This is a genomic window from Paenibacillus sp. FSL L8-0436, assembly GCF_038593025.1.
Lineage (GTDB): Bacteria > Bacillota > Bacilli > Paenibacillales > Paenibacillaceae > Paenibacillus_AQ.
In genome coordinates, this window is sequence record NZ_CP151955.1 from 7,201,788 (window position 1) to 7,228,699 (window position 26,912).

General features: G+C 45.9%; 19 protein-coding genes. 4 read left to right on the forward strand and 15 right to left on the reverse strand.

Translation table 11 applies throughout. The features are described 5' to 3' along the window. Window positions 1-137: 137 nt before the first annotated feature. Window positions 138-1,373: a glycosyltransferase family 8 protein gene (locus tag NSS79_RS33275; protein ID WP_342437698.1), complete on the reverse strand. Its 1,236-nt coding sequence runs from the start codon at window positions 1,371-1,373 to the stop codon at window positions 138-140. Window positions 1,374-1,493: 120 nt separating this feature from the next. Further along, on the reverse strand, window positions 1,494-2,537 hold the full coding sequence (locus tag NSS79_RS33280; RefSeq protein ID WP_342437699.1) for a sugar phosphate nucleotidyltransferase: 1,044 nt from the start codon (window positions 2,535-2,537) through the stop codon (window positions 1,494-1,496). 306 nt (window positions 2,538-2,843) lie between these two features. Here NSS79_RS33280 and NSS79_RS33285 point away from each other — a divergent pair, with 306 nt between their 5' ends. After that, window positions 2,844-3,383, forward strand: coding sequence for a MerR family transcriptional regulator (locus NSS79_RS33285; protein ID WP_342437700.1), 540 nt, complete (start codon window positions 2,844-2,846; stop codon window positions 3,381-3,383). 449 nt (window positions 3,384-3,832) lie between these two features. Here NSS79_RS33285 and NSS79_RS33290 read toward each other — a convergent pair whose 3' ends face one another. Further along, window positions 3,833-4,117, reverse strand: coding sequence for an alpha/beta-type small acid-soluble spore protein (locus tag NSS79_RS33290; RefSeq protein WP_342437701.1), 285 nt, complete (start codon window positions 4,115-4,117; stop codon window positions 3,833-3,835). A gap of 360 nt (window positions 4,118-4,477) precedes the next feature. Further along, complete coding sequence (gene hprK / locus NSS79_RS33295) at window positions 4,478-5,395, reverse strand: HPr(Ser) kinase/phosphatase (protein WP_342437702.1); 918 nt, start codon at window positions 5,393-5,395, stop codon at window positions 4,478-4,480. A 212-nt stretch (window positions 5,396-5,607) separates the two neighbouring features. On the opposite strand from hprK, the gene NSS79_RS33300 reads away from it, so the two are divergent. After that, window positions 5,608-7,266 carry a diguanylate cyclase gene (locus NSS79_RS33300; RefSeq protein ID WP_342437703.1) on the forward strand — a complete coding sequence of 553 codons (1,659 nt, stop codon included), beginning with the start codon at window positions 5,608-5,610 and terminating at the stop codon, window positions 7,264-7,266. 81 nt (window positions 7,267-7,347) lie between these two features. Here the strand turns inward: NSS79_RS33300 and NSS79_RS33305 are convergent, their stop codons facing one another. Further along, window positions 7,348-8,850 (reverse strand): malate:quinone oxidoreductase, encoded by a 1,503-nt coding sequence (locus NSS79_RS33305; protein ID WP_342437704.1) that lies wholly within the window; start codon window positions 8,848-8,850, stop codon window positions 7,348-7,350. 308 nt (window positions 8,851-9,158) lie between these two features. On the opposite strand from NSS79_RS33305, the gene NSS79_RS33310 reads away from it, so the two are divergent. Continuing rightward, window positions 9,159-9,536, forward strand: coding sequence for a BlaI/MecI/CopY family transcriptional regulator (locus tag NSS79_RS33310; protein WP_038598023.1), 378 nt, complete (start codon window positions 9,159-9,161; stop codon window positions 9,534-9,536). Further along, the gene (locus NSS79_RS33315) at window positions 9,533-11,776 is read left to right on the forward strand and encodes a M56 family metallopeptidase (RefSeq protein ID WP_342437705.1); all 2,244 of its coding nucleotides are present in this window, start codon (window positions 9,533-9,535) and stop codon (window positions 11,774-11,776) included. Before NSS79_RS33310 ends, NSS79_RS33315 begins: the two co-directional genes overlap by 4 nt. A 178-nt stretch (window positions 11,777-11,954) precedes the next feature. Here NSS79_RS33315 and NSS79_RS33320 read toward each other — a convergent pair whose 3' ends face one another. The 10 genes from NSS79_RS33320 to helD all read right to left on the reverse strand — a co-directional run bounded on the left by NSS79_RS33320 (window position 11,955) and on the right by helD (window position 26,648). After that, window positions 11,955-13,469, reverse strand: a complete 1,515-nt coding sequence (locus NSS79_RS33320; protein WP_342437706.1) for a hypothetical protein — start codon at window positions 13,467-13,469, stop codon at window positions 11,955-11,957. 411 nt (window positions 13,470-13,880) lie between these two features. Beyond that, window positions 13,881-15,470 carry an ABC transporter substrate-binding protein gene (locus NSS79_RS33325; RefSeq protein WP_342437707.1) on the reverse strand — a complete coding sequence of 530 codons (1,590 nt, stop codon included), beginning with the start codon at window positions 15,468-15,470 and terminating at the stop codon, window positions 13,881-13,883. Between the two features lie 54 nt (window positions 15,471-15,524). Beyond that, complete coding sequence (locus NSS79_RS33330) at window positions 15,525-16,406, reverse strand: carbohydrate ABC transporter permease (RefSeq protein ID WP_342437708.1); 882 nt, start codon at window positions 16,404-16,406, stop codon at window positions 15,525-15,527. Between the two features lie 40 nt (window positions 16,407-16,446). Beyond that, window positions 16,447-17,367 (reverse strand): ABC transporter permease subunit, encoded by a 921-nt coding sequence (locus NSS79_RS33335; protein ID WP_038598029.1) that lies wholly within the window; start codon window positions 17,365-17,367, stop codon window positions 16,447-16,449. Between the two features lie 149 nt (window positions 17,368-17,516). Continuing rightward, window positions 17,517-19,091, reverse strand: coding sequence for a response regulator (locus tag NSS79_RS33340; protein WP_342437709.1), 1,575 nt, complete (start codon window positions 19,089-19,091; stop codon window positions 17,517-17,519). Window positions 19,092-19,103: 12 nt separating this feature from the next. Continuing rightward, complete coding sequence (locus NSS79_RS33345) at window positions 19,104-20,837, reverse strand: histidine kinase (RefSeq protein ID WP_342437710.1); 1,734 nt, start codon at window positions 20,835-20,837, stop codon at window positions 19,104-19,106. A gap of 282 nt (window positions 20,838-21,119) precedes the next feature. Beyond that, window positions 21,120-21,665, reverse strand: a complete 546-nt coding sequence (locus NSS79_RS33350) for a DinB family protein (protein WP_342440490.1) — start codon at window positions 21,663-21,665, stop codon at window positions 21,120-21,122. A gap of 65 nt (window positions 21,666-21,730) precedes the next feature. After that, window positions 21,731-22,678, reverse strand: a complete 948-nt coding sequence (locus NSS79_RS33355) for a YafY family protein (protein WP_342437711.1) — start codon at window positions 22,676-22,678, stop codon at window positions 21,731-21,733. Between the two features lie 972 nt (window positions 22,679-23,650). Next, window positions 23,651-24,133: a GyrI-like domain-containing protein gene (locus NSS79_RS33360; RefSeq protein ID WP_342437712.1), complete on the reverse strand. Its 483-nt coding sequence runs from the start codon at window positions 24,131-24,133 to the stop codon at window positions 23,651-23,653. Between the two features lie 91 nt (window positions 24,134-24,224). Beyond that, the gene (helD, locus tag NSS79_RS33365; RefSeq protein WP_342437713.1) at window positions 24,225-26,648 is read right to left on the reverse strand and encodes an RNA polymerase recycling motor HelD; all 2,424 of its coding nucleotides are present in this window, start codon (window positions 26,646-26,648) and stop codon (window positions 24,225-24,227) included. Window positions 26,649-26,912: the final 264 nt, after the last annotated feature.

Below are 26,912 nucleotides of genomic sequence, written 5' to 3' on the forward strand. Positions count from 1 at the left end.
GTATTGTTGTTCCCCATTTGCTGTTTTTCTATATAGTCCCATATTCCTTCCCTATTGGCAATCCTTAAAGAAACCACTCCTGAGCGGAGTGGTTTCTTTAGATACCGGATGACTGGACAGATCCTTGGCACAGGTCCTTATGAGGTACGCTTTAACGCACGTTTTCTTCTTATCACATGAATTCTCTTTTTTCTGGCCAAACGTTGCCTTCTCATTGCCAATTTGCGTGCTTTTCTCTTCTTTGCACGATGTCCCTTAATCAGCCTTACCCGTTTGAGAGAGCGGAATTTGAGACGGATCAATCTTTTTCTTCTCAGTCTTAATTTTAACCGCAACACTCTGCGGCGTTTCAGTCTGTGCCGCTTTACGGGAGGCTTCGCCGGAGCCGGTGGGGCCACCACAGGGACTATGGGTGGCGGTGGTGGCGGTGGCGGCGGTGGCGGTGGCGGCGGAAGCAGTATTTGTGCAGGCTGATGCACCTCTTCCACATGCTGTACCTCTTCTACATGATGGATTTCTTCTACATGATGGATTTCCTGAACGGGTGGCTCAGGGGCGATGTAGACCGGCTCCGGTTCATAAACTGGCTTTGGTGTGAATTCTTTAGACCATGGAGTCATGGAAAGGAACCTATTGTACACCGGTGATGCGGGAGACTCCGGCTCCCACCATTTGGTGTCTCCGGCGAAATGCACAATTTTATTATCTAAATCCAGTTCATCATGGGCGAACGTATTAAACCGCAGATCCATTTGCAAAAAGTTGGAGCTGTACACGGCATTCAGAACATCCTGGTCAGGCATGGTCATCGTTGGATAATAGCGCAAGAAATGAAGCATTTCTCCATACCAGTTCGGATGCTTGCGGATATTATCCAGTTGGAACAGAATGACTCCGGAGTTGAAATATACCTCCGCATTTAATCCAAGTGAAATAAAGTACTCCAGCATATTTTGGCCCTGATCCAGTACTGCGCCCAAATAGCGGTGTCCCAGATCGACACTCCACAATTCGTTAATATCCATATTGACCAAAATGTCGCAGTCCAGATAAATAACCCTGTCAACCTGAAGAATTAGCGGTAACAACAAACGGTACATACTGGCTATCGTCCAATAGTCAATTTTTTGTACACCGGACGCAACCTCTTTCAAGTCCTCAGGAACAGTAACATGATAAAAATAAATGTTGTGATAGAATGTTTCCACCAGCTGGGTAAGCTTCCACTTGTTTTCTTCGCTTAAGGTATCATCGTGCACAATGTGCACATTGATCGGTTGCTGGGTATTGGAAAAGATTGATGCAAGTACAACACCAGCATGTTCGGTATAGCTCCCATCTTTGTCATTGATCGTCAAAACCAGCTCAATCATTCTCAAGGATCACCTGCCCTTAAAAGTATACTTCTGCACATTTGTCTGATGCATTAGACTACTTTAAGTGTATGTTTATCCCTGTGTCTGGATTGGACTATTCCCCAGTACGTATCTAATTTATTTTGAATCGTCGTTTTGCGGGTCAGAATGGAGTCTTGTGACCGTTGAACGATCACCCAGAATATGACGCGCCGGCTGCTCCTGAATTTCCTGTTCGGTCAGATGAACATGTGATCCAAACACACTTCCCGCCGCATGGACATGGGACAACCGCACCTCATCCGTCAAAATACTATTGGTCAGAATGCAATCTTCGACGACACAATTCGGCCCAATATACACATGGGGTCCAATCACACTGTTCATTACGAGGGCGGTTGGATCAACAATGACGGGAGGAATCCACTGAACCTTACTGTCCGGATCAGAGCGGACTGAAAAGTTCTTTGAATCATGATCCATCTTGTAGCGATTCGCCTCAAGCCAGCGTTCATGGGTACCGATATCAAAAAATGGTGCTTCCGTCACACTGTACGCCACATGTCCGCCTTGTGAGATGATCATTTGAATGGCATCGGTCAACTCATACTCTCCGCGGGGAGAAGGTGTAAGTCTCTCAATGACCGGCCAGATTGCCGCAGTTAAGGCATAGACGCCGACAATAGCCAAGTTGGATTTCGGAGATTTCGGCTTCTCCTCCAGACTGACAATTTGCTGATCCTCAATCACGGCTACCCCAAATTGACTGGGGTCCTCGACCCGCTGAAGCAATATCGAAGCCTCAGAATGATCCGCGTCCAGTAAGCGGATCAAGGGCTCTATATCCCCCTCATATAAATTATCGCCAAGCATCAATACAAAAGGAGAATCCGCCATAAAAGACTTTGCACTTTTGACCGCATCCGCCAGACCCTTAGCTTCATCTTGCAGCAGAAAGGTTAAAGAGGCGTTCCACCGCTCCCCATCCCCGATCGTTTCCCGGATCTCCCCTTGTGTAGCGTTCACTACGATTCCAATATCGGTAATACCGGCCGCAACAAGCTTCTTAATGATGGAGACAAGAATATACTCCCCGTTAACAGGCAACAAGCATTTGGGTTTGGTATAAGTCGAAGGCCGAAGTCTCGTTCCCTTGCCGGCGCATAAGATTAATCCTTTCATAACCATCCTCCTCACTCTTAAAATCTGCAATCTTTGAAACCCGGTGAAATGGAGTCTCTTTATATTTTATGCACAAGCTGTGAAGGGGCTTGGGTATATAATAAGCAGCAATAACCTATTAATCTATCATCTGGCTTGACTGCACGAAATGGCCTTTTTTGTAGAACAGTATCCTTCATCTAACCGTAGGTTTGCTCGTAATAGCACTTTGTTTAGCGAATAGACACCTCCTTTGTCACCCTTGCAGGGAGTCGCTTAAAGACAACGAATTGGTTATAGCAAACACCCCGAAGCGGAGGAATCGAAATGGAAATGTTAAAAACAAAGGAAGCCGCAGAACTGCTGTCCGTTAGCCAGACGACAATCAAACGTTGGGCCGCCATGTTCCCTAATTTCTTTCCAAAGGACCGATTTGGGCACTACATCTTCACCGGGCAGGAAATCGGCCTGCTAAAATCTATTAAAGAGCGAATCGAGCATGGGGAGACCTTGGATAGTATTGATCTGGGGGGTAACAAACAACCTGCGCCGGCAGAGCCGCTGCAAGATATGCGCCCCCTGCACACACCGGATAAGCCTATGGAAGAGCTGTTATCCCGCATCGTTCATATTGAACACTCCCTTGACCAGAAAGCCGACGAAGTGGTCTCGGTTCAACTGCTCCGGCAGCGTGAAGAACTTGAGGACCTGCGCCAGATGATCCAGCAATTGGCTGTATCCATAGAAACGATCCAGAAACCAAACAGCAAGGCATCGTCCTCTGAAGAAATGCGTCCTATTGCCACCGCCAAGCTTCAGGCTCCACCCAGAAAGCGCGGCCTTTTGCGCACTTTATTCTCACTGTAAGGGTAAGGTACATGCAGCCTGAGTCCTGATGAATACAGCACTCGGGCTGCTGCTATATAAGTTGAACTTTAGACTTACCGAGCCGGCATAGAACGCAACTGCGGTGAATGTTTGGACTTCCGGCCGCTGTTGTCTACAGATTTCTTGATTTATACCGCTATTTGCGATTGAAATCCGTAGACTGCTTATGCTTTCGAAGCGAGCTTTCCTACGGAAAGCTTTCAGGCGGTCGCTATCGCTCCTACAGTTCCAAACTTCCCCTCCGCTGCTTCTGCCTCTAGGTAGTTCTTTTGTTCAACTGATATTAAATCGTTACCCGTAAAATTTGGGCAACGCAAAAAACCGTCCCCAGAGGGACGGAGTTAGCTATATTAAGAATGATGTCTTGATTTCAACTCTTTTCACGGCAAACCCGCAAGCCTGTATAGCTGCTGCCGCAGCTTCATGGCTTAGGGTTGGTCTTTGTTCGCAAGCTGCTCCTGGGCAAGACGGACCATTTCCCGGACCATCGCGCCGCCGATTTTTCCGCCAATATGCCCGGCTGATTCCGTAGTCAGACCGCCATTATTACCTGGCTGCAGAGGGATACCCAGCTCCTTGGCCACTTCGTATTTTACGTCGTCCGGGTGGTTGGGATCAACGGCATAACCTTCGTTCTTCATCACATCTGCTTTGAACGTCTGCATCCCCTGTGCAGCCCCGGGCACGGCATATCTTCTATTTCTTCTGGCCATCCTCATGCACTCCCTTGATGTCTTTCCCCTAACATTCCCTGAAGGCTTGAGAGTTATCCCTGTTCATCCTCAACATCCAATGAAAAGACTTCCTTGAAGCCCCTTTTGCCCTCAGAAGTAATCTTTATGGCTCGTGTGTTAGGCAGACGCTGCACATTAATATTGCTGCACGAAGTCCTATTTCTTCATCATGGGCATTGGGAGATTGTATTGTACTAGGGGTTGGACTGGAGGGGAAAGCACTTGAAAATGTAGAGCGGCTTCCTGAGTGTGTAATTAATGCGCAGACATTCCATAAAAAAGAAGACAGACTGCTAAGGGTATCCTTCGCAGTCTGTCTTTCTACCCTATTCCCTACGCTCACGGCTGCATCCCATCTTCGATCCGCTTCATGAAATCTTCAACGGCGCTGTAACCGAGCTGCTTCAGGTACCAATTGTTGGCGGCTGCCTCGATCAGACCGGCGACATCACGACCCGGCTGAAGCTGGACCTCGATATGCGGAATTTGGACACCAAGATATTCGGTGAACTGAGGAACCAGCTCCAGCTCATTATTCAGAGAATTCTCCCGCCATGGGGACAGCTCAATGTCGAGCACGATTCGCGTCTCGTCCTGAAAAGCCCTGCGCCCGTATTGGCGTACGACATTAATCAGCCCGATACTCCGCAGCGCCAGGAACTCGCGTGTTGTCTCATTATGCGTCCCGAGCAGCGTAGCCGGCCCCAGCTTCTTAAGCACCACTATATCGTCCGCCACGAACCGGTGGCCTCTTCTAATAAGCGTGTGTGCGGTTTCGCTTTTGCCGATCCCGGACTTGCCCCTGAGCAGAATGCCTATGCCCGAAACGTTGACGCATACGCCATGGATCGACAGCTCGGGCGCCAGTGTCTTCACCAGATAGCTGTCAAGCTTGGCTATGAACTCGGTTGTCGTCTCTGCTGTCCGCAGCAGGGGAATGCCCTCCTGGTCGCAGAACAGGGTCAGATAAGGGATTTCCTGCTGGCCTGTCGTCACAATGAAACACGGCGGATGATATTTGACGATATTCCCGATATGCAGCCTGCGTTCTTCTACGCTTAGCGTCAATAAATAATTAATTTCCTTGCGCCCGAGCACTTGCACCCGCTCCATGGGAAAGAAATCAAAATACCCCACAAACTCAAGCCCCGGTCTATGCGTCCGCGGACGGGTAATTAAACGGTCCATACGGCTGGAACCCGCAAGCACCTCCAAATGTAACTTTTCCGTAAGGCTTTGAACGGTGATCGACTTCATATTGTTCTCCTCCTGCGGCTAGGGCGTATCTGGATACGCCTACTATTCAATAGTGCGGTTTCGGATATATTCAACAGCCGAATGGTACTTTCCTGTATTAATCCCCTTAATATCTTGTAATCTTTCCATGCTGATTATATATTAAAATCAATATATAAGACTCTAGACCCACATAGATTCAAATTACTAATAATAGCAAGAGGGTGCACCTATTGGCTTTGGAGTCGTGGATTGATTTGATACTTTGCTTCATTTTATTTCTTTTGTTCGTATACATATTTGCTTCGGTCACAATTACAAATCTGCATAAAGTATATTTGGCATTTCATTTTTCCATGATGATATGGCCTTACTGCCAGTTTGCCATCAGATCCGCCCAGGACCCCATTTACCAATTGTTTTATGTGAAGCTTGCCTTTGTGGATGCTTCTCTGCTGACTGCCGGCTGGATCTTCTTCACCATTCTTCTCTCGGGCCAATCGCAATTTCTCAAGCGGAAAATATTAATGCTCCTGTTCATCCCGGCAATTATCTCATCGCTCGGTGTGGTTCTGAATCCCAATGGCTGGTTTGTTCTCCCGGTAAACGGCGGATATGTCGAAAGAATCTATGGTCCTATTTTTTGGATCAATATTTCGATTCTCGTTATCCATGCCATCGTATCCTTATATATCATTTATGTAGCCCTGGTCTCCGATCAGGCGCCCCGGATTAAAAACCAGGTCATGTACATGCTGAAAGGGATACTGGCAGTGACCGTATTTCTTATACTCGATATCTTCCTGAATGTTGTACTAGATGATTATTTGCCCGTCATCCCGGGGTTCACCTCTTTGGGTATTGTGATCTCAGCTATTTTCTTTGTGATTACAATCCATCAGGATAAAGTGTTTGATATTGTGACCATCGCCCACCAGGATATTATAGATACGTTGGAGTATGGGATTCTAGTGCTTGATGATCATGAAAAGGTGGTGAAAATCAATCAGGCTCTGCAACCCCTCCTGCTAATGGAAGCCGGTGACCTGTTCGACATGTCCGGCATCTTGCCCGGCAGCACCGTAGAGAACGCAAACTTCCTGCTTCGTTACCGGGAATGTCCCGATGAGGTAGCTGAGATTGAGCTCTGGCAGCCTGACGTCCAGCTATACATCCACATTCATGCCGCGCCCATTATGGTTAATGCTGTCAGGGTGGGGCGGATCATCACGTTCCAGGATATGAGCGAACTTCGCCGTCTCATTGAGGAGACTAATCATCAGAACAGCATTCTGCAGGAAAGAAACGAATCTTTAATCAAGATCCAGGAGGAGTTGTTTCAGACCAACCGCAAGCTTACGAAGATGGCGATCACCGACAGCATGACAGGATGCTATAATCGTCACTATTTGACCCAACAGCTGGAGAGTGAAGTGACCAAGAACCGGGAATATCGAACCCCTTCGACCCTTATCCTGATAGATATTGATTTCTTTAAAGCGGTCAATGATCGTTACGGTCATTTGGCCGGAGATGCAGTGATTTGCGGTACGGTAGAGATCCTGCAGCAAACGCTTCGGCAAGATGACATCTTAGCCCGTTATGGCGGAGAGGAATTCATTATTTATTTACCGGATACGGACGAGTCAAAGGCACTGCTCCTGGCCGAACAGCTCAAAGCGAACATAGAATTCAATAAGATCAGTATCGAAAATGTGGACCAGCCTGTGTCGGTCACCATTAGTATGGGTCTTCTAAGTATCAGTGATTTCACGGCCCGGCAGCCAAGGGACGCGGCTGCCTACTTAAGTGATTTGTTCAAATCGGTGGACGAAGCCTTATACGAAGCTAAAGATCAAGGCCGTAACCGGATTGTTTCCATTCGAGGATAAGGACTTATATCCGGGATAGAGCCTTTATCCTACTGTATACAAAAAGTTGAACCGTACGAAACGGTTCAACTCAAGGATAGTTTATGGGGTCGTTTGCGGTTCTTTTTCACTAAGACCAAGTGTCTGCGTTAGGGAAGCCAGAATCTCCTGGAGCAATTCCGGGTTGTCCTCCAGTGAAATGCCGTAAGATGGAATCATTTCTTTTATTTTCGTCTCCCATTGCTTGATATGCTGCGGGAAGCATTTCTCCAGTACTTCCAGCATCACGTGAACGGCAGTAGAAGCACCTGGAGAAGCGCCCAGCAGCGCAGCTACCGACCCGTCGGCGGCACTCACTACTTCGGTACCAAATTGGAGCGTTCCTTTACCACCCTCCGTATCTTTGATCACCTGCACACGTTGGCCTGCTGCCACCATACTCCAGTCTGCACTTTTGGCATTAGGAATAAACTCGCGTATTTCATCCATGCGTTGTTCATTCGATAACATTAGCTGCTGGATCAGATATTTGGTCAAGGACATTTCTTTTACGCCTGCCGCCAGCATGGTGAGGAGATTATTCGGTTTTACGGAACCGATCAAATCCAAATTCGAACCCGTCTTCAGGAACTTTGGCGAGAAGCCGGCAAACGGTCCGAACAGCAGTGCTTTTTTGTTGCCGATATAACGGGTATCCAGATGCGGGACAGACATTGGCGGAGCCCCAAGCTTGGCTTTACCGTATACTTTTGCATGGTGCTGTGCGACCACTTCCGGATTGTGGCAGACCATAAATAAACCGCTTACCGGAAATCCGCCAATATGTTTGGACTCTGGAATGCCGGTTTTTTGCAGTAAGGATAAGCTGCCGCCTCCAGCCCCGATAAAGACGAATTTGGCGGTATGGTACTCAATTTTACCGTTATCCAGATTATGCACTTTAACCTTCCACATGCCGTCGCTGGTCCGTTTAATATCCTTGATCCCATGCTTATAGTTGATTTCAACGTTTTGGCTTTTTAGATGATCAAACAATAGGCGCGTCAAAGCGCCAAAGTTGACATCTGTTCCCGAGTCGATCTTGGTTGCAGCTACCGGTTCATCCGATGTACGGCCTTCCATCATCAGCGGAATCCATTCCTTCAGCTTCGCAGGGTCATCGGAATACTCCATCCCTTGAAACAGAGGATTTTTTGATAGCGCTTTAAATCGCCTGTTCAAATAAGAGACATCCTTTTCCCCTTGCACCCAACTCATGTGCGGAAGCGGCATAATGAAGTCCTGCGGATGACGAATCAAGTTGCGTTCCACCAGATAAGACCAGAACTGTCTGGAAAGCTGGAACTGTTCATTGATTTTTACAGCTTTGCTGATATCTATGGATCCGTCGTACTTCTCGGAAGTATAGTTGAGCTCACACAGCGCCGCATGGCCCGTACCTGCATTGTTCCATTCGTTAGAGCTTTCTTCTCCCGCGCCTGTAAGCTTCTCAAACACTTTAATTTCCCATTCCGGTGCTAACTCTTTCAGCAAAGCTCCCAAAGTCGCGCTCATGACTCCGGCACCAATTAAGATAATGTCTGTTTTTTTCTGTTCGCTGCTCATAAAAAACCTTCCTTATCTCTTTTATATTTGCAAAAAAGAGCCAGACCGACTGCTTAGGGGCTGTAAGAGGCAAGGCTCCACTCAGGAATACTATTAAAAACGTTATCGGCTGTTATCAGATAATTATATACAATTTGAAGCAAATAAAAAATCAAAAGTTTACACAAACCGTATGACATTTATATGCAGTTGTTTGATATGGGAATACCGGATTATTCGCTTTCGGCTTGACTCGTTACGTTTACACTTGTAAACTATAACTATCGTTTACAGACGTAAACAAAAATCATTGAAAAAAGGTGAAGACAATGCAGGAGTCCCCACGCATTACCGAGGCCGAAAGCGAAGTGATGAAGCTCCTCTGGCAGAAGGAGCCTTTGTCCGCTAACGAGATTATTTCCAAGCTGACGCAGCAGATGCAGTGGTCGGATCAGACGATTAAAACCTTTCTGAACCGGCTGCATAAGAAAAAGGCGATTGCATTCGAGAAGTCCGGCCGGAACTATCTCTACTACCCGCTGGTTTCACACGATGAATACTTAAAAACTGAAAATCGTTCTTTCCTGGACAGGGTTTATAAAGGGGCCGTCGGTATGTTATGCGCGAAATTCCTCGAAGAAGAGAACCTCTCGGAGAAAGAAATTGAGGAGCTTCAACAACTTTTGGAGAAAAAGAAGAACTCATGAAAGCTATCGACGCCCTTTTCCTCCTCTTCCTGGCCGCGTCCCTGGCTTCAACAGTCATCCTGCTATTGTTGCTCTTGGCCCGGAAGCTGTTCCTCAAACGCCTTAGCCCTAGAATCCTGCATGCATTGTGGTTTATCGTTTTGATTAAGCTGCTGGTTCCCTTCGCTCCGCAAAGCCCTGTCAGCCTATTCAATCTAATACCGCAAGCGTTGCCTGTGGAATGGAGTCTGGATCAACAGAATACCCTACCGATGCTTTCCTCCGAATCCGACTCCAGTACGAAGGTGACAGTAACGGATAGTGGAGAAAAAACCTTGCGTCCAGACACTGTCCCGATCCGTTCGGGAGAACAAGGTTCGTCTATTACACAGCCGCCCCCTCAAGAGAACATCTCTGAGAAAGTTCGCGATGGGCTGAGCGGGTTAGCAGTAAGCACGCTTGTTTGGCTTGGAGGACTTCTTTTTTTCGGTTCATACTCTCTGTTCTTCACGCTCAAATTCAGAAGCAGGGCCGGAACCTCCCGCAAGTCAGACAACCCGGAGGTGCTCTCCGTTCTCGCGGCGTGCCTAGACAAATTAGGCATTCGCCAAACCATTCCCGTCTATGAAACGAGCAGTCTTCGCAGCCCGTGTCTTTATGGCCTAATGAAGCCGAGAATTTATTTGCCCGAAGATATCGTCGCAATTGCCGATACAAGGCAGCTCACACATATTCTGCTGCATGAGCTGACCCACTATCAACGAAAAGACTTATGGTTCAACTCCCTGTGGACGTTAGCGGTCTGGCTCCATTGGTACAATCCGCTGGTTTGGCTGGCCATGAAAAAAATGAATGCCGATCGGGAGGTCGCCTGCGACGCAGGCGTGCTCGAGGTGCTGGGTGAAAAGGAAGCTGCGTCGTACGGTATGACACTTCTTATGCTGTCGCGCTTATTTTCCAGAGCCTCTGCCCCGCGGGTCAATCTTTCGCATTTCTTTGAGCACCAGAATGAAACGAAACGGAGAGTGACGATGATCGCCAAGTTCAAAAAAGGTTCGTACAAGCTATCCGCCGCCGCTATTCTCTTGGTTCTTGCCTTGAGCATCGTCTTGCTCACCAATGGAGCACAAGATGCAAATGGCACCCAGCCGGATGTGAATACCCATGCAACAGACTCCCAGAAGCAAACTGTTTCTTCATTCAGGATCGTCAGACCGATTAACTCGTTCAAATGGTTTAACCGTCTAGACCGGGCGATCGTTTTTTCCAAATTCGACTTTAAAGTACCTGACTATCTGCCCGAAGGTTACCAGCTTGAGAATGTGACATTGAGTGAGCAATTCTCCAAAGCGAACCAAGTTGACCTCATTGATACAGTAACCATTACTTATGTATCCCATTTCGGACAAGAAGACGAGAAGCAGTTCGAGATGCTCGCCTCCAAAGGCAAGGGTAATATGCTGGAACACAATTTATTGTGGGGTGCCCCATATTCCCAAGAGGCTACAACCTCTCCTTATTACCGGCGGGACATGGTTGCGATGGGCAATATCCAAGGCACTCTATTCACGGCAACACAAGTCAACGGGCGTAAGCCGGGGAAGGGCATAAGCTTCATCTGGCAAGACAAGGATATAACATATGCGGTCAATTCCTACAGCCAGTTCACACAAGAGGAGCTATCGAAAGTCGTGCAATCCTTTGTTTCCCCGCAGCAGGTTAAGCATGTCAGCTACGATGGGGAGGGAAATTCTTTTCCTCTATACGACGAAAAAGATTTGCTCGAAGCGAAGAATATTCTCGGCTTTCACGTGAAGTTCCCGTTCGGTTTGCCCGACACCCAGCTTACGCTGGCCAACTCGGTATTGCTGAAAGCCGGAGACCAGAACACCGGGTTCTCGTTCAGCCAGACCTCGGATGCCTTGTGGAATGACTATCGGGCACCTTACGATTCCAAAATCTATGATATGAATGATGTACTTTCGCTTTATCAGAGCAAAGCTCCACTGTTCAATACGTCCAAGCTCTCGTTTATTCGGAAGCTGGAGATTAACGGCATCGAAATTTCAGCTTATGCCGATAACGCTCATGTATACTCTGGCCCTTTCTATGCTGGCAGCGGCTCAGACAAAACAAAGATAAAAACTCAAACTTATTACTTCTGGGAGCAGAACGGTCTGTACTATGCTGCCAACTTCCTGGGTATGGATAAAGACCAGGAACTAAACCTGAAGGCTTTAGTTCTCGCTCCTGTTCAATAGGTCTGAGTAGCTTCTCCTTGTTGTTATATCGGATTGGCGGAAAGCAAGAACATCAGAAAAAGACGACATTCATTCGCGGCTTGGCGAATGAATGTCGTCTTTTAGAAGGTACCACTGCTCTGGGGGAGCTTTAGAAGCCCATGAGCTTCAAAAGCCGTTAGCGATATATGATAATAAGTTACTCTATTAATTCAATATGTGATTTCAAGTCTAATTGCAACGAATTTACAGAATACCAATTCCTGAATCCAATTCCAATCGCACTTAAATCGGAAAGCATATTTGTTCTGTAAACTTCTACAATGGATGCATCTTGATCAGCAACAGAAAATACATAATCTCCATTATTCTCAAGTCTCACTTGTAATATCTCAACATTCCGAGCTACATTATAACTAAATATCGGATCAATAGATTTGGATAAAACAACTTTTTCATTGTTAAAAATACCCCAAATATATGTCTCACCAAGTTTTGTTCTAAAGATAATACCCGCTTGATACGCAGACACTTTAGGTTCTTGTGCAATAGAAATCTGTACATTATATATAAAATTTTGATTTGGCTTTATATGATACATAAATTTAGGAGAATTATTGTAATCATATTCTTTATCAGTTTGAATACAAAACTTAATAATATCTTCGTCAGACTGTATAATACCTTCTTCATTATTTTCTGCGTTCCATTTCATTTCAGGCATTTCTTTCTGTTGTATTCCCCGTAATGAATAAAGCATAATTAAAACTTCTTTTAAATAAGTTTTTAAGGAATTCTCGAGTATTATTGCTTTTTCTGAGTTCACTTGTACACTAAATGATCGGTTTTCTGTAATTAAGCTTTTTAAATAAACCGAAATAACTGTTTTCCATTCTTTAATAAGTTGCGCGGATGTCTCCTCTATTTTTTCTATTAAGGTACTATTTACTGAAAAACGCTTAAATTGTATCACTAATTCTGCGTTAAGGACTTCCTTTGATTTAACCATGCCTAATAACTGGGTGCCAATGTATTCAGTAGTTATTCCGCTGTTGTTCTCTTGGTGCTGTTCCATTGCTATAATCTCATTATTTATCGGCGCATTTAGGATCTCGTTTATACAGGTAATAAGTAATTCTGACTCTAGTGGTTCTATATGTAAGCTTTCAATTGAAAAAAAGTATTCTGTATTATAAGTTTCATGAGAGGATGTCGCCAAACTATCTAACATTTCCGTAGTGATAACAAATTCATCATACTTATAACCTTCATTTTTCTTTTGTGCACTGTCCATAATATAATAAACCCCTGTTGCGGCATTGTACCCTTTAATTAAAAATAAATGCATCCAATCAGATACATTATAATGATGACTGTAATAGAGCGTTTTCAAGTTGCCGAAGACTAGAACTGGTCTTTGGAGATTTATTTGTTCCCTAATAATCGTATGTATATCTTTGCACAGGGGGAAATAATGTACCTTTAGACCTAAAAGACTCATAACTTCTTCAGTGTTCTTACAAAACTGGTTAAAATCAATTTTTAAATTCGAACGATGATATAACTCAAAACACTTCTGAAGAATTAGATAATAGTTTGAAAAGTAACTCCTTTTCCCCTCTGCAACAATTAATAACGTTTTTTCTAGACAATTCACCTGATCAAGTAAATAATTATCTTTGTTTGGATGAATAAAAGGTAAAATTAAAGTCATACTCATAATCTCCAATCTGATTAGAATAATGAGCCACTTCTGTTAATTAAAAACACAGTTACACAGATCTTCAACGGTTTCAAAGATTATAATATCTAACCATTCAGTTCCTCCTACTCCATTTAGGAAATCGTTTGCACAACTTTACAATAGCATACCATTTATATGACCTTATGGGAATATAATACTAGTAAAAAGCTGCTGCGAATGAAGGGATTAAGTGAACGCGCTATTTTAATGATCAGGCTGCTTAGAGAGCACGGAGACCACCAGCCTTTGGTTTGATACTTTAATTCTACCGAAAAAAAAAGACATTCTTCTCAGAAAAATGAGGAGAATGTCTTTTTGAGATCTTAATGGACTTTTTCAGCTGCCTCCCTTTTGGGCGGAGGTTTTGCTCATTAGAGCAGTTTACTTGTTTGCCAAGAAAGCATCAATTTGAGCTTGCAGTTCAGCTTGGATTTTATCAATGCCAGCCGATTTCAGTTGCTTGTTCAGCTCTGCAAGGCCTTTGTCGATATCATCAATTACGCCGTACTCAAGCGGAACCGCATAGCGGAGCATCACATTGCCTATGTTGGCGATTTGCGTTTTCACTTTGCTGTTGTCGAATACAAACGTCTCAAGCGGATAATGGTAGACTTCTTTTGCTTCCCAGCCATTCACCAGATCGGAAATTTCTTGCGGGAAAGCTTCATTGTCACGGTTGAGCGGCGAGTTGAAGCTCCAGTTCGAGAAGCCGGTAAAGTTCGCATTTTTAGCGGTTGCTTTATATTTGTCGTCACCCACCGCTTCATAGTGTACACCGCTTACGCCGTACATCATCAGATCATGCAGTTCTTTATCATTTTGCATCAGATCGATTAACATCAGGGAACGTTCCGGATTCTCGGAAGTTGCATGGACCGACGTACCGTTTTGTGTAGAAATAGCTACCGATTTTTTCTTGCCTTGGTTGATGTCGGCCAGTGCTACTTCATAAGGAGAATTTTCCTGGCGCATTAAAGCCATGAGGGCTCCAAGCGTTCCGTTGTTGTGCGTAATCGATGCCGTTTTGCCTGCTTTAAAATCTGCCTGATGATCGTTTTTGCTGTTCAGAACGTTCTTCGACCATGCATTATTATCGGCAAGATCCTTATAATACACGAGCAGATCTTTGAACTCTTGCGTTTCATATACGTTAAAGATTTGCCCTTTTTCATCCGTCAATTTAAAGGCAAACGGAAGGTCGAGATCAAACATATTCCATTCATTTTGCTGCTTCAGCAAGACGCGGTCCAAATTATGAAATTTCCAGTCCCCTGTTTCCGGAGTGAAAGGCGATACGCCCTTCTCGTTTTGTGCTATTGCTTTCAAATAAGTAGCATAGGTTTCCGGGCTGTTGATTTCTGGCAGATTGTGTTTCTTACGCAAATCTTCACGATACAAAATCAGCTTTTCAACGGACTCCCCTCTGTTTTGCGGAACCATGTACAGTTTTCCGTTTACTTTCGCCTGATCCCAGCCCACATCAGACATCGCAGCCATCGTTTGCGGCATATATTTGGTAAGCAGCTCATCGGTCAATTCCAGGAAGCCGCCTTTCAGCGCCTGATCATTGTAGCCGGCCCAGTTTGCTGAATAGATGAGGTCAAAATCTTCATCCGCCGCCAGCTTCAGTGGATATTTTTGCGCCCAGTCAGACCAGTCCAGGAATTCGCCTTCGACCGTGGCATTGATTTTTTCTTTCAGCTTTTTATTAATTTCAGCAAACACGATATCATAGTCTACAGGTTTGGGACCCACAAAAATCATTTTCAGCTTTACTTCTTTGGAGGTATCAATGGCGCCTGAGGTGTCTGAGCCGCCTGTCGTATCGCTGCCTGGCTCTGCTGACTCTGATGCATTGTTAGTAGCCTGAGCAGGTGCATTGGTATTGTTCTTTCCGCCGCCGCATGCACTCAAAATCATTACGAAGGTTAAAACGAGCGCCAACATGATCAATCTATTTTTCTTCAGCATTTCAAACCTTCCCCCTTATGTTTAAATATATTGATTAACCGGGTTTCCCCGGGTTCACCCTTTCACAGCGCCAATCGTCAAGCCTTGGACGAAGTACTTCTGTACGAATGGATAAGCTAGCAGAATTGGACCGGTTGCTACAACCGTCATCGCCATCTTCAAGCTTTCGGTCGGAATCGAAGTAGTTACGACGGCTCCCGCACCCATCATAGCTTTTCGCATGCCATCCATATTTCCAAGCATTTTATATAAATAATATTGGAGCGGCATCAGGTTTTCATTGGATATAAATAGCAGCGCGTTGTACCAGTCATTCCAATAGGCAAGTGCAAGGAACAATCCGATTGTAGCAAGCGCAGGTTTAGAGAGCGGCAGGATTAGACGAGCATAGATCTTGAAGTCGCCTGCGCCGTCAATTTTGGCCGATTCTACAATTGCTTCCGGAATGCTGCCCATAAAAGACTTCATGACAATGATATAGAAGACGTTGAGCATCATTGGAATCACTAAGGCCGCCAGAGTATCCTTCATATCCAGGTAGTTGACCATAAGCAGATACCACGGGACCAGCCCGCCACTAAACAAAGTCGTAAAGAAGAAGAAGAAGGAAAACTTGTTGCGCCACTTAAAATCTTTTCTGGACAGCGCGTAAGCGGTCATCGAGGTCAGAAATAAGCCCACCAGCGTGCCAATTATCGTAACAGCTATTGTCACCAAGTAGGCCTGAATCATTTGCTCGGGATACTTAAACAAAATGCTGTAGGCTTCCGTAGAAAATGCAGTCGGTATAAATTGATAGCCTTCCGTTATGATTTTATTTTCTTCCGTAAAGGATGACGATACGACAAGCACAAAAGGAAAAATACATAAAATCGCGAGAAAAATCAGGGATACATAACCAATACCTGAAAATATTTTACGATCGAGCTGCTTCATATCGTTACCTCCATTTTGAAAAACTAAACTCCTAATGCGCTTAGAACAAGGCGCGGTCTTTGTCGTATTTACGGACAGCAAAGTTCACAGTCATGATCGTCACGAATCCAAGAACGGATTGGAAAACGCCAGCCGCAGCCGACATGCCGATGTCATTCGAAGTAATCAGCGATCTGAAAACGAAAGTGTCGATAACATCTGTCGAAGAGAACAACAAACCGTTGTTGCCGATCATGTTATAGAACATCCCGAAGTCACCGCGGAAGATATTCCCGACCGCCAGCAGCACCAGAATAATAATCGTCGGATAAAGATTGGGAATCGTCACTTTCATGATCCGCTGAAAAATATTGGCACCATCAATTTCAGCCGCTTCGTACATCTCGGTATCTATGCCCGTAATCGCGGCCAGGTACATCACCGTTCCGTATCCAAGACCTTTCCAGGCGGAAACAAGAACCAGGATATACGGCCAATAGGAAGGTGTATTGTAAATATCGACAGGCTCCAGTCCTAAGCCTCTAAGCAGAGCATTCACAGTGCCGATATCATAGTTGAGCAGGTTATAGGCAATCGCCCCGACAACGACCCATGAGATAAAGTAAGGAAGAAACAGCGCCGATTGTGTAATTTTCCGGAACCATTTGCCGCCGACCTCAAACAACATGATTGCTGCAAATATTTGCAACGAGTTGTTCACGATAATAAACGCAATGTTGTACAATGCTGTATTTCGTGTGACCCGCCAGGCATCTCCCGATTCAAAGAAAAAGCGGAAGTTGTCGAGTCCGTTCCAGGCACTCCCAAAAATACCTCCGGCGTAATCATAATGCTTGAAGGCAATAATGATGCCTGCCATCGGGATATAGGCAAACAGGAGGAAAAATGCAACCGCTGGTGCCAGCATCAATAAGAGAACCCTATAGTTTTTCAAATCGCTCCAAAATGTATGCCCTTTCATCTTTGCACCCCTCTCTTCTCTATATCTCTGATTATAATAGGGCGGGTGCGGTGACATAATTCAGCGAAACAACTAAACTTAATACTAATTCAACGATTCGACAAAAAATAAGCCCTGTCCCGTCCGGAACAAGAGCCTCACGAATAGATTCAAATTTTGTTTCTCTTCCGGTACTCGCCGGGGGACATGCCCATGTACTGCTTGAACTGCCTATTGAAATAAATAATATTTTTATATCCGGCCTGTTCTGCAATTTCATATATTTTCTTCGTCGGATCTCCGAGCAGCTCGCATACCCGCTTCATTCGCAATTCACCCAGGAAATCGCTGAATAGACTGTTGGTTTCGACTTTAAACAGATGACCCAGATAGTTGGGCGTAAAATCGAAATGAGCGGCAACTTCGTTCAGCGTTACTTTTTGCTCCAATCTTCCTTTCACATATTCCGTAATTTCATCAATTAGCTTCCGCTTTTGTCTTTGCCGCTTCAAATACAGCAGCTCCGACAGTTCAAAGAACCTTCTTCTCAGCCACGAAAGGATATCATGCACCGTTTCGAATTGAAACAGCACAAAAGGATGATGGGAATCCCAATTCAAAATTTCGTACAAATGCTCATTCATTTGCCGCAGATCGGCATGAAGCTTGGAGGTAATCCGAATAATGATGTCGTAAATGTCGTTTTTCTGAGAGATCGGGCTGTCTCCGGCAAACAGCTGCAGCAAGCAATCGTCAATGGTTGTAAGGTCGTAGTCGAGCATAGCCTTAAGCATCCGGTCAACAATAACCTCTACATCCGCAGCGATCTTTTCCTTTGGATGCCACTCGGAGGCGTCTTGGATGAGCCTGTTTTTCCCGACAATCCATTTGATGCTTAAAGCGGCCTGAGCCTGCCGGTAGGACTTATGCAGCTTGTCGAGTTCGGTTGTGTACATCCCCCGGCCGATGGTAATGGAGAAGGAAAATTCCTGATAGAACGCCCGAATCAGCTCTTCCATCAAAGCTGTGAAATGTTGTTCCTGAACTGCAGCCAATATCACAAAGTGATAGTCATAGGTGGTGATAACCATGCCTAAATTTTGATCGTGAGCGAACTTCCGGATGAAATGATTGGCGCTGCTGCTCCATACACTCCGTTTCTCTTCCGTCCATGACTGGATTTTCCATGCCATGTCGTCGATCTCAACGATGGCTACCGCGGACGCATCTTGTAAATAGGGCACAAGAAAACTCTGAATATGTGTCTCGACCTGACCCGGAGTAGCCTCGTTAAACCAGCGCAGCAGCAGCTCCTGATTGACAAGCGTCAGCGTCTCCGACAAGGAGATATGCTGCTTCCGGGCTTTCTCAATTTTGGCGCAGAGTCCGCTCAGCATATCGTTTAGCTCATCGTCATCGACGGGCTTAAGCAAATAACCGGATGCGCTCAATTGAATCGCTTCTTTGGCATAGCTGAAATCCTGATGTCCGCTAATAAAAACAATATGGACCTCGGGGTTGATCTCCTTCGCTTTCCGCGCAAATTCCACTCCTGACATAATAGGCATACGTATATCGGAGAGAATGATGTCAACAGGATACTGCTCCATCACTTTGAGAGCGGCAAACCCGCTCGCGGCCGTTCTAACGTTATGCAAAGGCAAATGCTCACTGCCCGCCACCCGACGTCTGAGCCACTCCAAATCGACCACTTCGTCATCCACCAGCAGAACGTTAATCTCCATCGCCATAACCCCCTACTCCCCCATAACTTCCCGGATTTCTGCATTATCGACCGGTAAAATAATTTGAACTGTCGTTCCCGCCCCAAAATGGCTGCCAATCTGAATGCCGAAATCATTGCCGTATCTCAGTTTGATTCGTTCTTCCACGTTTCTCAGACCATAGCTGTCAGAATGAAGCGGGTTCGACCGCATTGTTCTGAGGGTATCCGGCCGCATACCGATCCCGTTATCAATGACCTTAAGTTCAATCCGGTCGCCAAGCCGCTTTCCGGTAATACGGATCGCAATCGTCTCACCGAACCAGGCGTGCTTGAATATATTCTCGACAAACGGCTGTAAAATCAGCTTAATAATGGGAATCTGTAAAATTTCCGGATCGATATCATAATATACCTTGAAGGCATCCGCATACTTTACTCTCTGGATTTCAAGATAGGTCCTTACCTGCTCCAACTCTTTTTCCAGAGAGATATACACATGCCCTTCGTTTAAGGTGAGCCGATAAAATTTGGAAAGGCCTTGTACCATCCCCGTAACCTTCTCAACTTCCCCCAAATTGGCCAGACTGCCAATCGTCGACAGCGTGTTGTACAAGAAATGCGGACTGATTTGGGCTTGCAGCACATCCAGCTCAGCTTGTTTTTTCTGGATGCCCTGCTCGTAGACGTCGCGGATCAGTTCCTGGATGCTCGTGGCCATTTGATTAAAACTATTGGCAATGTAGACAAATTCATCGTTTCCTGAAAACCCGATTCTTTTGTAAAAATTCCCTTCCTGAAACGACTGGACCAAATATACGATCCGTTTAATTTTTTTGCCGGAGATTCGGGCAACCAGGAAGCCGATAACAGCCATAACCAAAAAGCTGATGGAACAGACGGCGCCTATCACCTTCTGCATTCTGCTCGCGTCTTTGTTTAAATAAGTGTGCGGTACCCTTGCCTCGATGGCATATCCCGGTATCGGAACATCTTCGCTAATAATCAAATAAGAATCTTGCTTCGCATGTTCATCTACAATACCCTGTTCATATATAGTCGATCCTTGCATCCTGTCAATCAAACGAAGGTCAAGCCCCTGTTCAATCGGAAAGGTATCGAAATTGCCAAAAAGCTCGTCAATTCTCGCCGTGACACGAATATAACCGATAATGGCCGGGCCATTTGATGAAACGAGCTTACGGACATACGAAATGTTGCCCAGCTCGCGATCGGTGTCTGCCTGAAGCCACTGGCTGTCTTTGCTATCCGTGACGATCGACTGAAACCACTCCGCATTTTGGATCGTCCGGTAAGGAAGAACATAATAATCGCTTCTACCGATCGGCATCGACATATCGTCACCAGTTATTTCAAGCATCGTCTCATTCACGGTATAGAGCGCAAGTCTCAGCTTGTTCCCGTACAATTGCAGAGGGGCCTTCATATAAGGAACAATGTCGTCTCTCATCTTAAGCATGTTATCCAAAGGCTCCCCCCTAAACTGAAGGGCATTCTGAAAGTTCGAATTGAGAAACAGCGAATTACTCATTCGTTTGATTTCATCCGTCTGGTATTCAATGTTGTTCCTTGTCTGCTTCAAAGCGGTCCTGATATTCGTTTCCGCCATCTCTGTCCTGGATTGAATGAGCATCGTATATGCGATATAGCCAACCAGCACATCTGTCAGCAATACAAGAATGAGATACGGAATCATCATCTTGTAGGTGAACGGAATATACTTTTTCCTGAACCAGAACCTCTCCATGGGCATGCTCCCTTGTAACAGTGTCAATGGTATACCTTTGTTTTTATCCATTCTACAATGAAGTGAAAACGGTTACTAGAGAATGCATTTGGAAATTCGACTTTTAATGACAAAAAGAGCTGCATTTAAGACCCCCCCGAACCATAAAAGCTCGCAGCAGCTGTAATCAGCACCCTCTCCATGGTGTGTGTTTCTACCATGGCCGGAATGATGATAAAACAGGCTGTGCGAGCTTCAACTCCATACCTTTCTACCTATTCAGAAGAGGCAACGTTGGCTTGTTCATTCATGAACATCAACCAAACCTTGTTTTAAGCGGTCCAGCTGCAGAAGATGATGACGGTAATGCATTTCAACTAGCAGAAACCATTCCTCTGCGCACAGTCCACCGAATCGCGGATGGGGCACTGTATTTTGTTTGGACGCTTCCTCAAGGGTAGGTTCAATCTCCTTCATTCTCTGGATGACCGCGTGCAGCCCTTGAATTAGCTGCTCTTTGCTTTCCGGCTGCTGCGGCGTATATTGGGGGGAAGGCGGAACCTGAACACGAATGGGCGGGAAACTTCCTTCAGCGAATATAGCCGCACCTGCTTCGGTTTTTCCTGCTTGAGATACCAGGGAATCTTCGCTTGGCACCAGGCATTGATCTACATTGCGAAGCTGCATATACAGCGCCGAGTTAATGAGATGTTGAACCATCTGTCCAATAGACCAATCGTTGTCGCTTGGCTTTTGCTTCAGCTGCTCCATACTGAATAGATCCAGTTCATGAATATAATGTGCCACAGTTTCCTCAAAACGTTGTAAGACTTCCTTGGTTGTAACCATCATGTATTAGCTCCTTTAATCATCTTTTGTTCTAAGTATACAAAAACGTTACTGACACCCTTATGTCAGTAACGTTTCAACATCTTCTCCAGTTCGTCTCTTACCCGATATCGGAAGGATTCCGGCTCCAGTACAACCACTCCGGCTCCCCAGCCGAGCACGGATTGCAGCAATTCCTCCGCCTGCCTAACACGAAAGGTTACCAGCAAACCTTCCGGTTGATCCTCTATCGTATCTATATAGAAGTTGTTCGACTCCCTTACCTTATCGGCAATGTCAGGCTGGACCCGGATGCGCACACGGATGTTGCGGTCATCTGGAGGCCGGTATGCCTCCAAATTAAAATCTGCTGGAAGCTTGAATCCAGCTTCCAGTTCAATAAGCTCCGTCATCCGGGACAACCGGAAATGACGGATGTCTTGACGCAATTCACACCATGCGATGAGTACCCATGCCCCATGAAGGAGCACAAGCCCATAAGGAGAAACCGTACGAACGCTTTGACGGTTTCCATCAGCTTCGGCAATTTTTTTGGAATAGTGAAAGCTTATTTTCCTTTCCTCCAGGATCGCCTGACGAATCGCTTCCAGGTATGCCTTCTCTTGTATTCGTGATACATCTTCAGCGGACGTACGCAACCGAATGCTCTTACGTATCCGGGCAGCCTCACTGCGGACCGGTTCCGGGAGGATGGCTTCAATCTTTCCTCTGGAAGTACGAGACTTACGGCCATAGTGGACATCAAACCACTGCTCGATAAAATCCGTCCCGATGAGTAACGTCACAGCTTCTTCCACCGTAAAGCTGACTGGCGGCAGGAAATACCCCTCCATTAAGGAGTATCCCTGTCCTGGCGCCCCTATCACAGATACACCAGCTTCACTCAAAGCCTGAATATCCCTATAAATCGTTCTCACGCTTGTTTCAAAGGTAGCGGCCAAATCCTCGGCCCGCAGCACCTTATTACGCTGCAGCTCAAGCACTATAGCTAACAAACGATCCGTTTTGTTCATGCGGCTGCACCCTCCCCTAAGATTTCTCCATTTGGGCGAGGAGTAACTACGGTGAATATTTGGACTTCCGGCCGCTGTTGTCCCCAGATTTCTTGATTTGACCCGCTGTATGCGGTGGAAATCCGGTAACAAAGGCGGACGCTATCGTTCCTACAGTTCCAAAATCCCCCTCCGCTACTTTTGCCCTTTTGTGTAGTTATTAAATTCATTCTATATAGCCTACCCTCCGGGCTTTGATCGCGAACATTTTCATATAACGCTTAATGCAGACATATTGGAATTTCTATACACCCATCATAATAGGGAGATGTGATTGTTCTTCAATATAGGCGATCGCTTTGGTTACCGATGCAATGTAATTCATTCAACCCTCCCGAAAGATACTACAATTGTATATCAGTTCGTCACTAAAGCATATTCACTTTGAATCATGAACTTTATAATCTAAAATTGTTATAACAGTTGAATATGATAATAGGTCTAATGAAAGGGGATTCTGTGGCAGATGTCATTAATAAATACGATCAGATATTACAAGGTCTCAAAGACAGATGATGCCGACGCGTTATTTATCCGTTTAAGAAGTCATAGCCATTATCTTGCAATGATCCAACGCTATAGTCCAGGTGAACACATTGGTGTAAAAGACCAGGGTGGTTCTTGAATCCGCAGTCCTACGCCCGTAATCTTCAGCTTTTGGATTTTTCTGATACTCCATATGGAGCCGAACCATGGCTACTTCAGTCCTGTCATTTTTATCGCTTTGGCCAAAATAACCATCGCTTTCCCATTTTGGCGAGGAAGTAACTACGGTGAATATTTGGACTTCAAGGCCGCTGTTTCGCTCCTACAGTTCCAAATCTCCCCTCCGTTACTTTTGCCCTTTTGTGTAGTTATTAAATTCATTCTATATAAGTATACAAAAACGCTACTGACAGCCTTATGTCAGTAGCGTTTTAACATGCTATCCAGCTATTTAATGGCTATATAAATCTGCACTTCTGTGTTTGCTGGATCCGAATTCCTGGAATCATAAAGCTCAAAATCGCCCGTATAGGTTCTGACTTCCGGCGATTGCTTGAAATAGGTCCATATCTCCCGCCACGCCTCAGGCACCACTTCATACATAGGTCCCTTCTTTGCCGTGAATACGATGTACTTACTTTTGGGTATTTCCACAATCGCATGATTATTATCATCCTGGACGAATTCATTATCTGTTTCATGTCCAATTACAACGGTATAGGCTCCGTTCACGTCGCTTTCATAATCCGTATACAACGAGTATAGGAATTGAGGATTTCTGACCCCCGCGGCAGAAACAAGATTGCTCTGAAAGTAGGTGTCCCAAAGTTGTGGCAATCGTCCGTCCGGTCCCGTTTCTTCAGCGTTTGTTGTACGTACAGTCACTCCAGTAATGATCAGCTTGGGCTTGTGGGTCGTATAAGTGTTCATGGTTGAATCCTCTCCTTTCTCCAAAGTATACATGGAGAAACTCGACATCTGACTGTCATGTTTATGAAGAGAGATCCTTGGTTAGTATTCATCACTGAATTTGCTCTACCTCATACAAGGACTTATCCGATGCCGGAAGGAATGGGGTCCACTCTCCCGTTGTGTAGAGCAAAAGCCGGTGCATAGCACGCGTGCATGCGGTATAGAATAACTTGCGCTCGCTCTCCAGATGATACGTCTGCGAAGATGCATCATAGATTAGAACGGCATCGAATTCAACGCCTTTCGCGAGATATACGGGAAGGATCAAGGTTCCCTTCTCAAAGTTGGGTGTGTTCTTCGTCACAAGCTTCAGCCCCTGGTACCCCTGAGACGTCAAAAGATCATACGCAGCTTTGCTTTCCGCTGCCGTCTTGGTGATGATCCCGATGGAGACCAGGCCTTCCGCCTGAAGCGCCGCAAGATGCTCAGCTATTCTTACTGCCCGCTGCCCGTCGCTGCCCAGCATAGATAAGAGCGGTTTCCTGCCACCGCGTTCAAAGGCTACGATCTCCTTGGCGTTAGGCAATAAAGACTTCGTGAATTCCACAATCTCACGGGTTGAGCGGTAACTGCGAACCAGATGGAATAAGCTCGTTTCAGATTCGCCATACAATCCGGTGAGCGGTGAATCTTCACCATACAGTTCCGTGGCCTGAGCAAAGATAGCCTGACTGAAATCGCCAAGCACCGTCATGCGGGCACGGGGAAACATTTTTTTGAGGAACTCATACTGAAACATCGAATAATCCTGACCCTCATCGACGAATACATGCCGGATCTCCGTATTCACCCGAACGCCCTCGATGAGCTCTTTCAGGTACAGGTACGGTGTCGCATCTTCATAAAAGAGTTCGGAGCGGCTAAGCTTCTCCTTGGTTTGCTGACAGATTTCCGGCCAGAGCAGGGAAACTCCGGCTTCACTCGTCATCTTCGCCAAAGCATTTTCTTCTTCAAAGAACTGGATGTACAGCCCAATCATGTCTATGAACAACATCCGCTTCACACTTCGCTTCAGCGGTTTAAATTGCTCCTTCACGACCATCCGGCGCAGCAGTGCTTCCTCCCGCTCAGCATAATCGAAATCGCCCTCGTCCAGCCTGCGCTTGCCGCGCTGCATTTCACGGGCTTCTTCATATTGTTCGGCAAAGTCAAACACACCTCTGTCTTTATGCAGTTCATTAAATACTTCGACGTACTGATCCTTGTCGAGATAATCCAGCTCATCCTGCACCCATTGCGCCTCACGTTCCTTGTCTTCCAGCAGAGACAGTTCACGCCGCAGCCACTCCTGCAGCAAAGTGATGCGGTTGGACAAGCGAATGGAAGGATCATAGCTGTAAAATTTGGATTCCATTTGCTTGGCTGTGATCAAATCGCGATCCCGGAAGCGTATGCTTATGAATCGCATGCCCTTCCCCTCCAACCCCTGCGCATAACTCTGGAGAGATTGAAGAAAGTCCACAGATGCCTTGTACTGGATGCCTTTCAGCCGGGCCTCATACCCTTGGCCAGATTGTTCTTCCAGCACATATTCGATCTGGTCGAAGGGATCTTCTAAACGAAACGTCCTGCCAAGCCAGTAATCAAGATATTCATGGAAGGTCGTCTGCTGCATGTTCTCTTCACCGAGTTCAGGAAGTACGGTAGATACATAACTGTTAAACATCGGATTAGGCGAGAACAGCACAATTTGGTCAGCCCTCAGCCGTTCGCGGTGTTTATACAGCAGGTACGCCACCCGCTGCAGTGCCGCCGAGGTCTTCCCGCTGCCAGCCGCTCCCTGCACGATGAGCATCCGGCTGTTGTCATCGCGGATAATGGCATTCTGTTCCTTCTGGATCGTCGCGACGATGCTCTTCATCTGATTGTCCGCACCCTTGCCAAGCACCTGCTGCAGCAATTCGTCCCCAATCGTTAAGCTCGTGTCGAACACATTCTGCAGCTGATCTCCGCGAATCTGATACTGCCGCTTCAGCTGCATCGTTCCAGCGATAGCTCCACCCGGCGTATCATATCCGGCCGCGCCCGGTGAATAATCGTAATACATACTAGCGATCGGAGTACGCCAGTCGTACACCAGAAAACTCATGCCATCTGAGTCAATGAAGGATGACACACCGATGTAGACTTGCTCTGCAGTGTTCAAGCCATCCTCATGAAAATCGATGCGTCCGAAGTAGGGAGAGGATAGCAGCCGTTTCATGTTTTTCCATTGCTGCGCGCGCAACCGCTGGCTTCGCTCCCGTTCGGACAATAAAGCTTCTTGCTGCCTGATACTGTAGAAGGTCTCTTCAAAATCTTCGCTAGTGCTTGTGTTTACAGTCACTTCTTCCCAAAATAGCTTGCGGATGTCCACCACTTGGTCATGCAGCCCGGCCACCTCCGGCTCCAGTTCGGTGATCCTCGCTTGCAGCTTTTCCATAACCTGCTTTAGCCGTTCCTGTTCTTGCTTCCAATCCTCTGCACTTATCATCTTCCTGCATACACTCCTTCATTCGAATTTGTAAAATGAAAGTTTGACAACCCGTATTACTGTGTGGTAAGATTAAGTTGTAAATAAGATAGGATTATTAGGCGATTCGAAAAATAATGTTTAGTAATTCTCCAATCATATCATAGTACTTCTGTGTGCACAACATCCATTTATACATAATTAGCCCCGGCAGATTTGCCGGGGTTTTTAATTGCCAGGGTCCTTGAAATTCCCGCAACTTAACCTAACAGGATTCTTATGGAG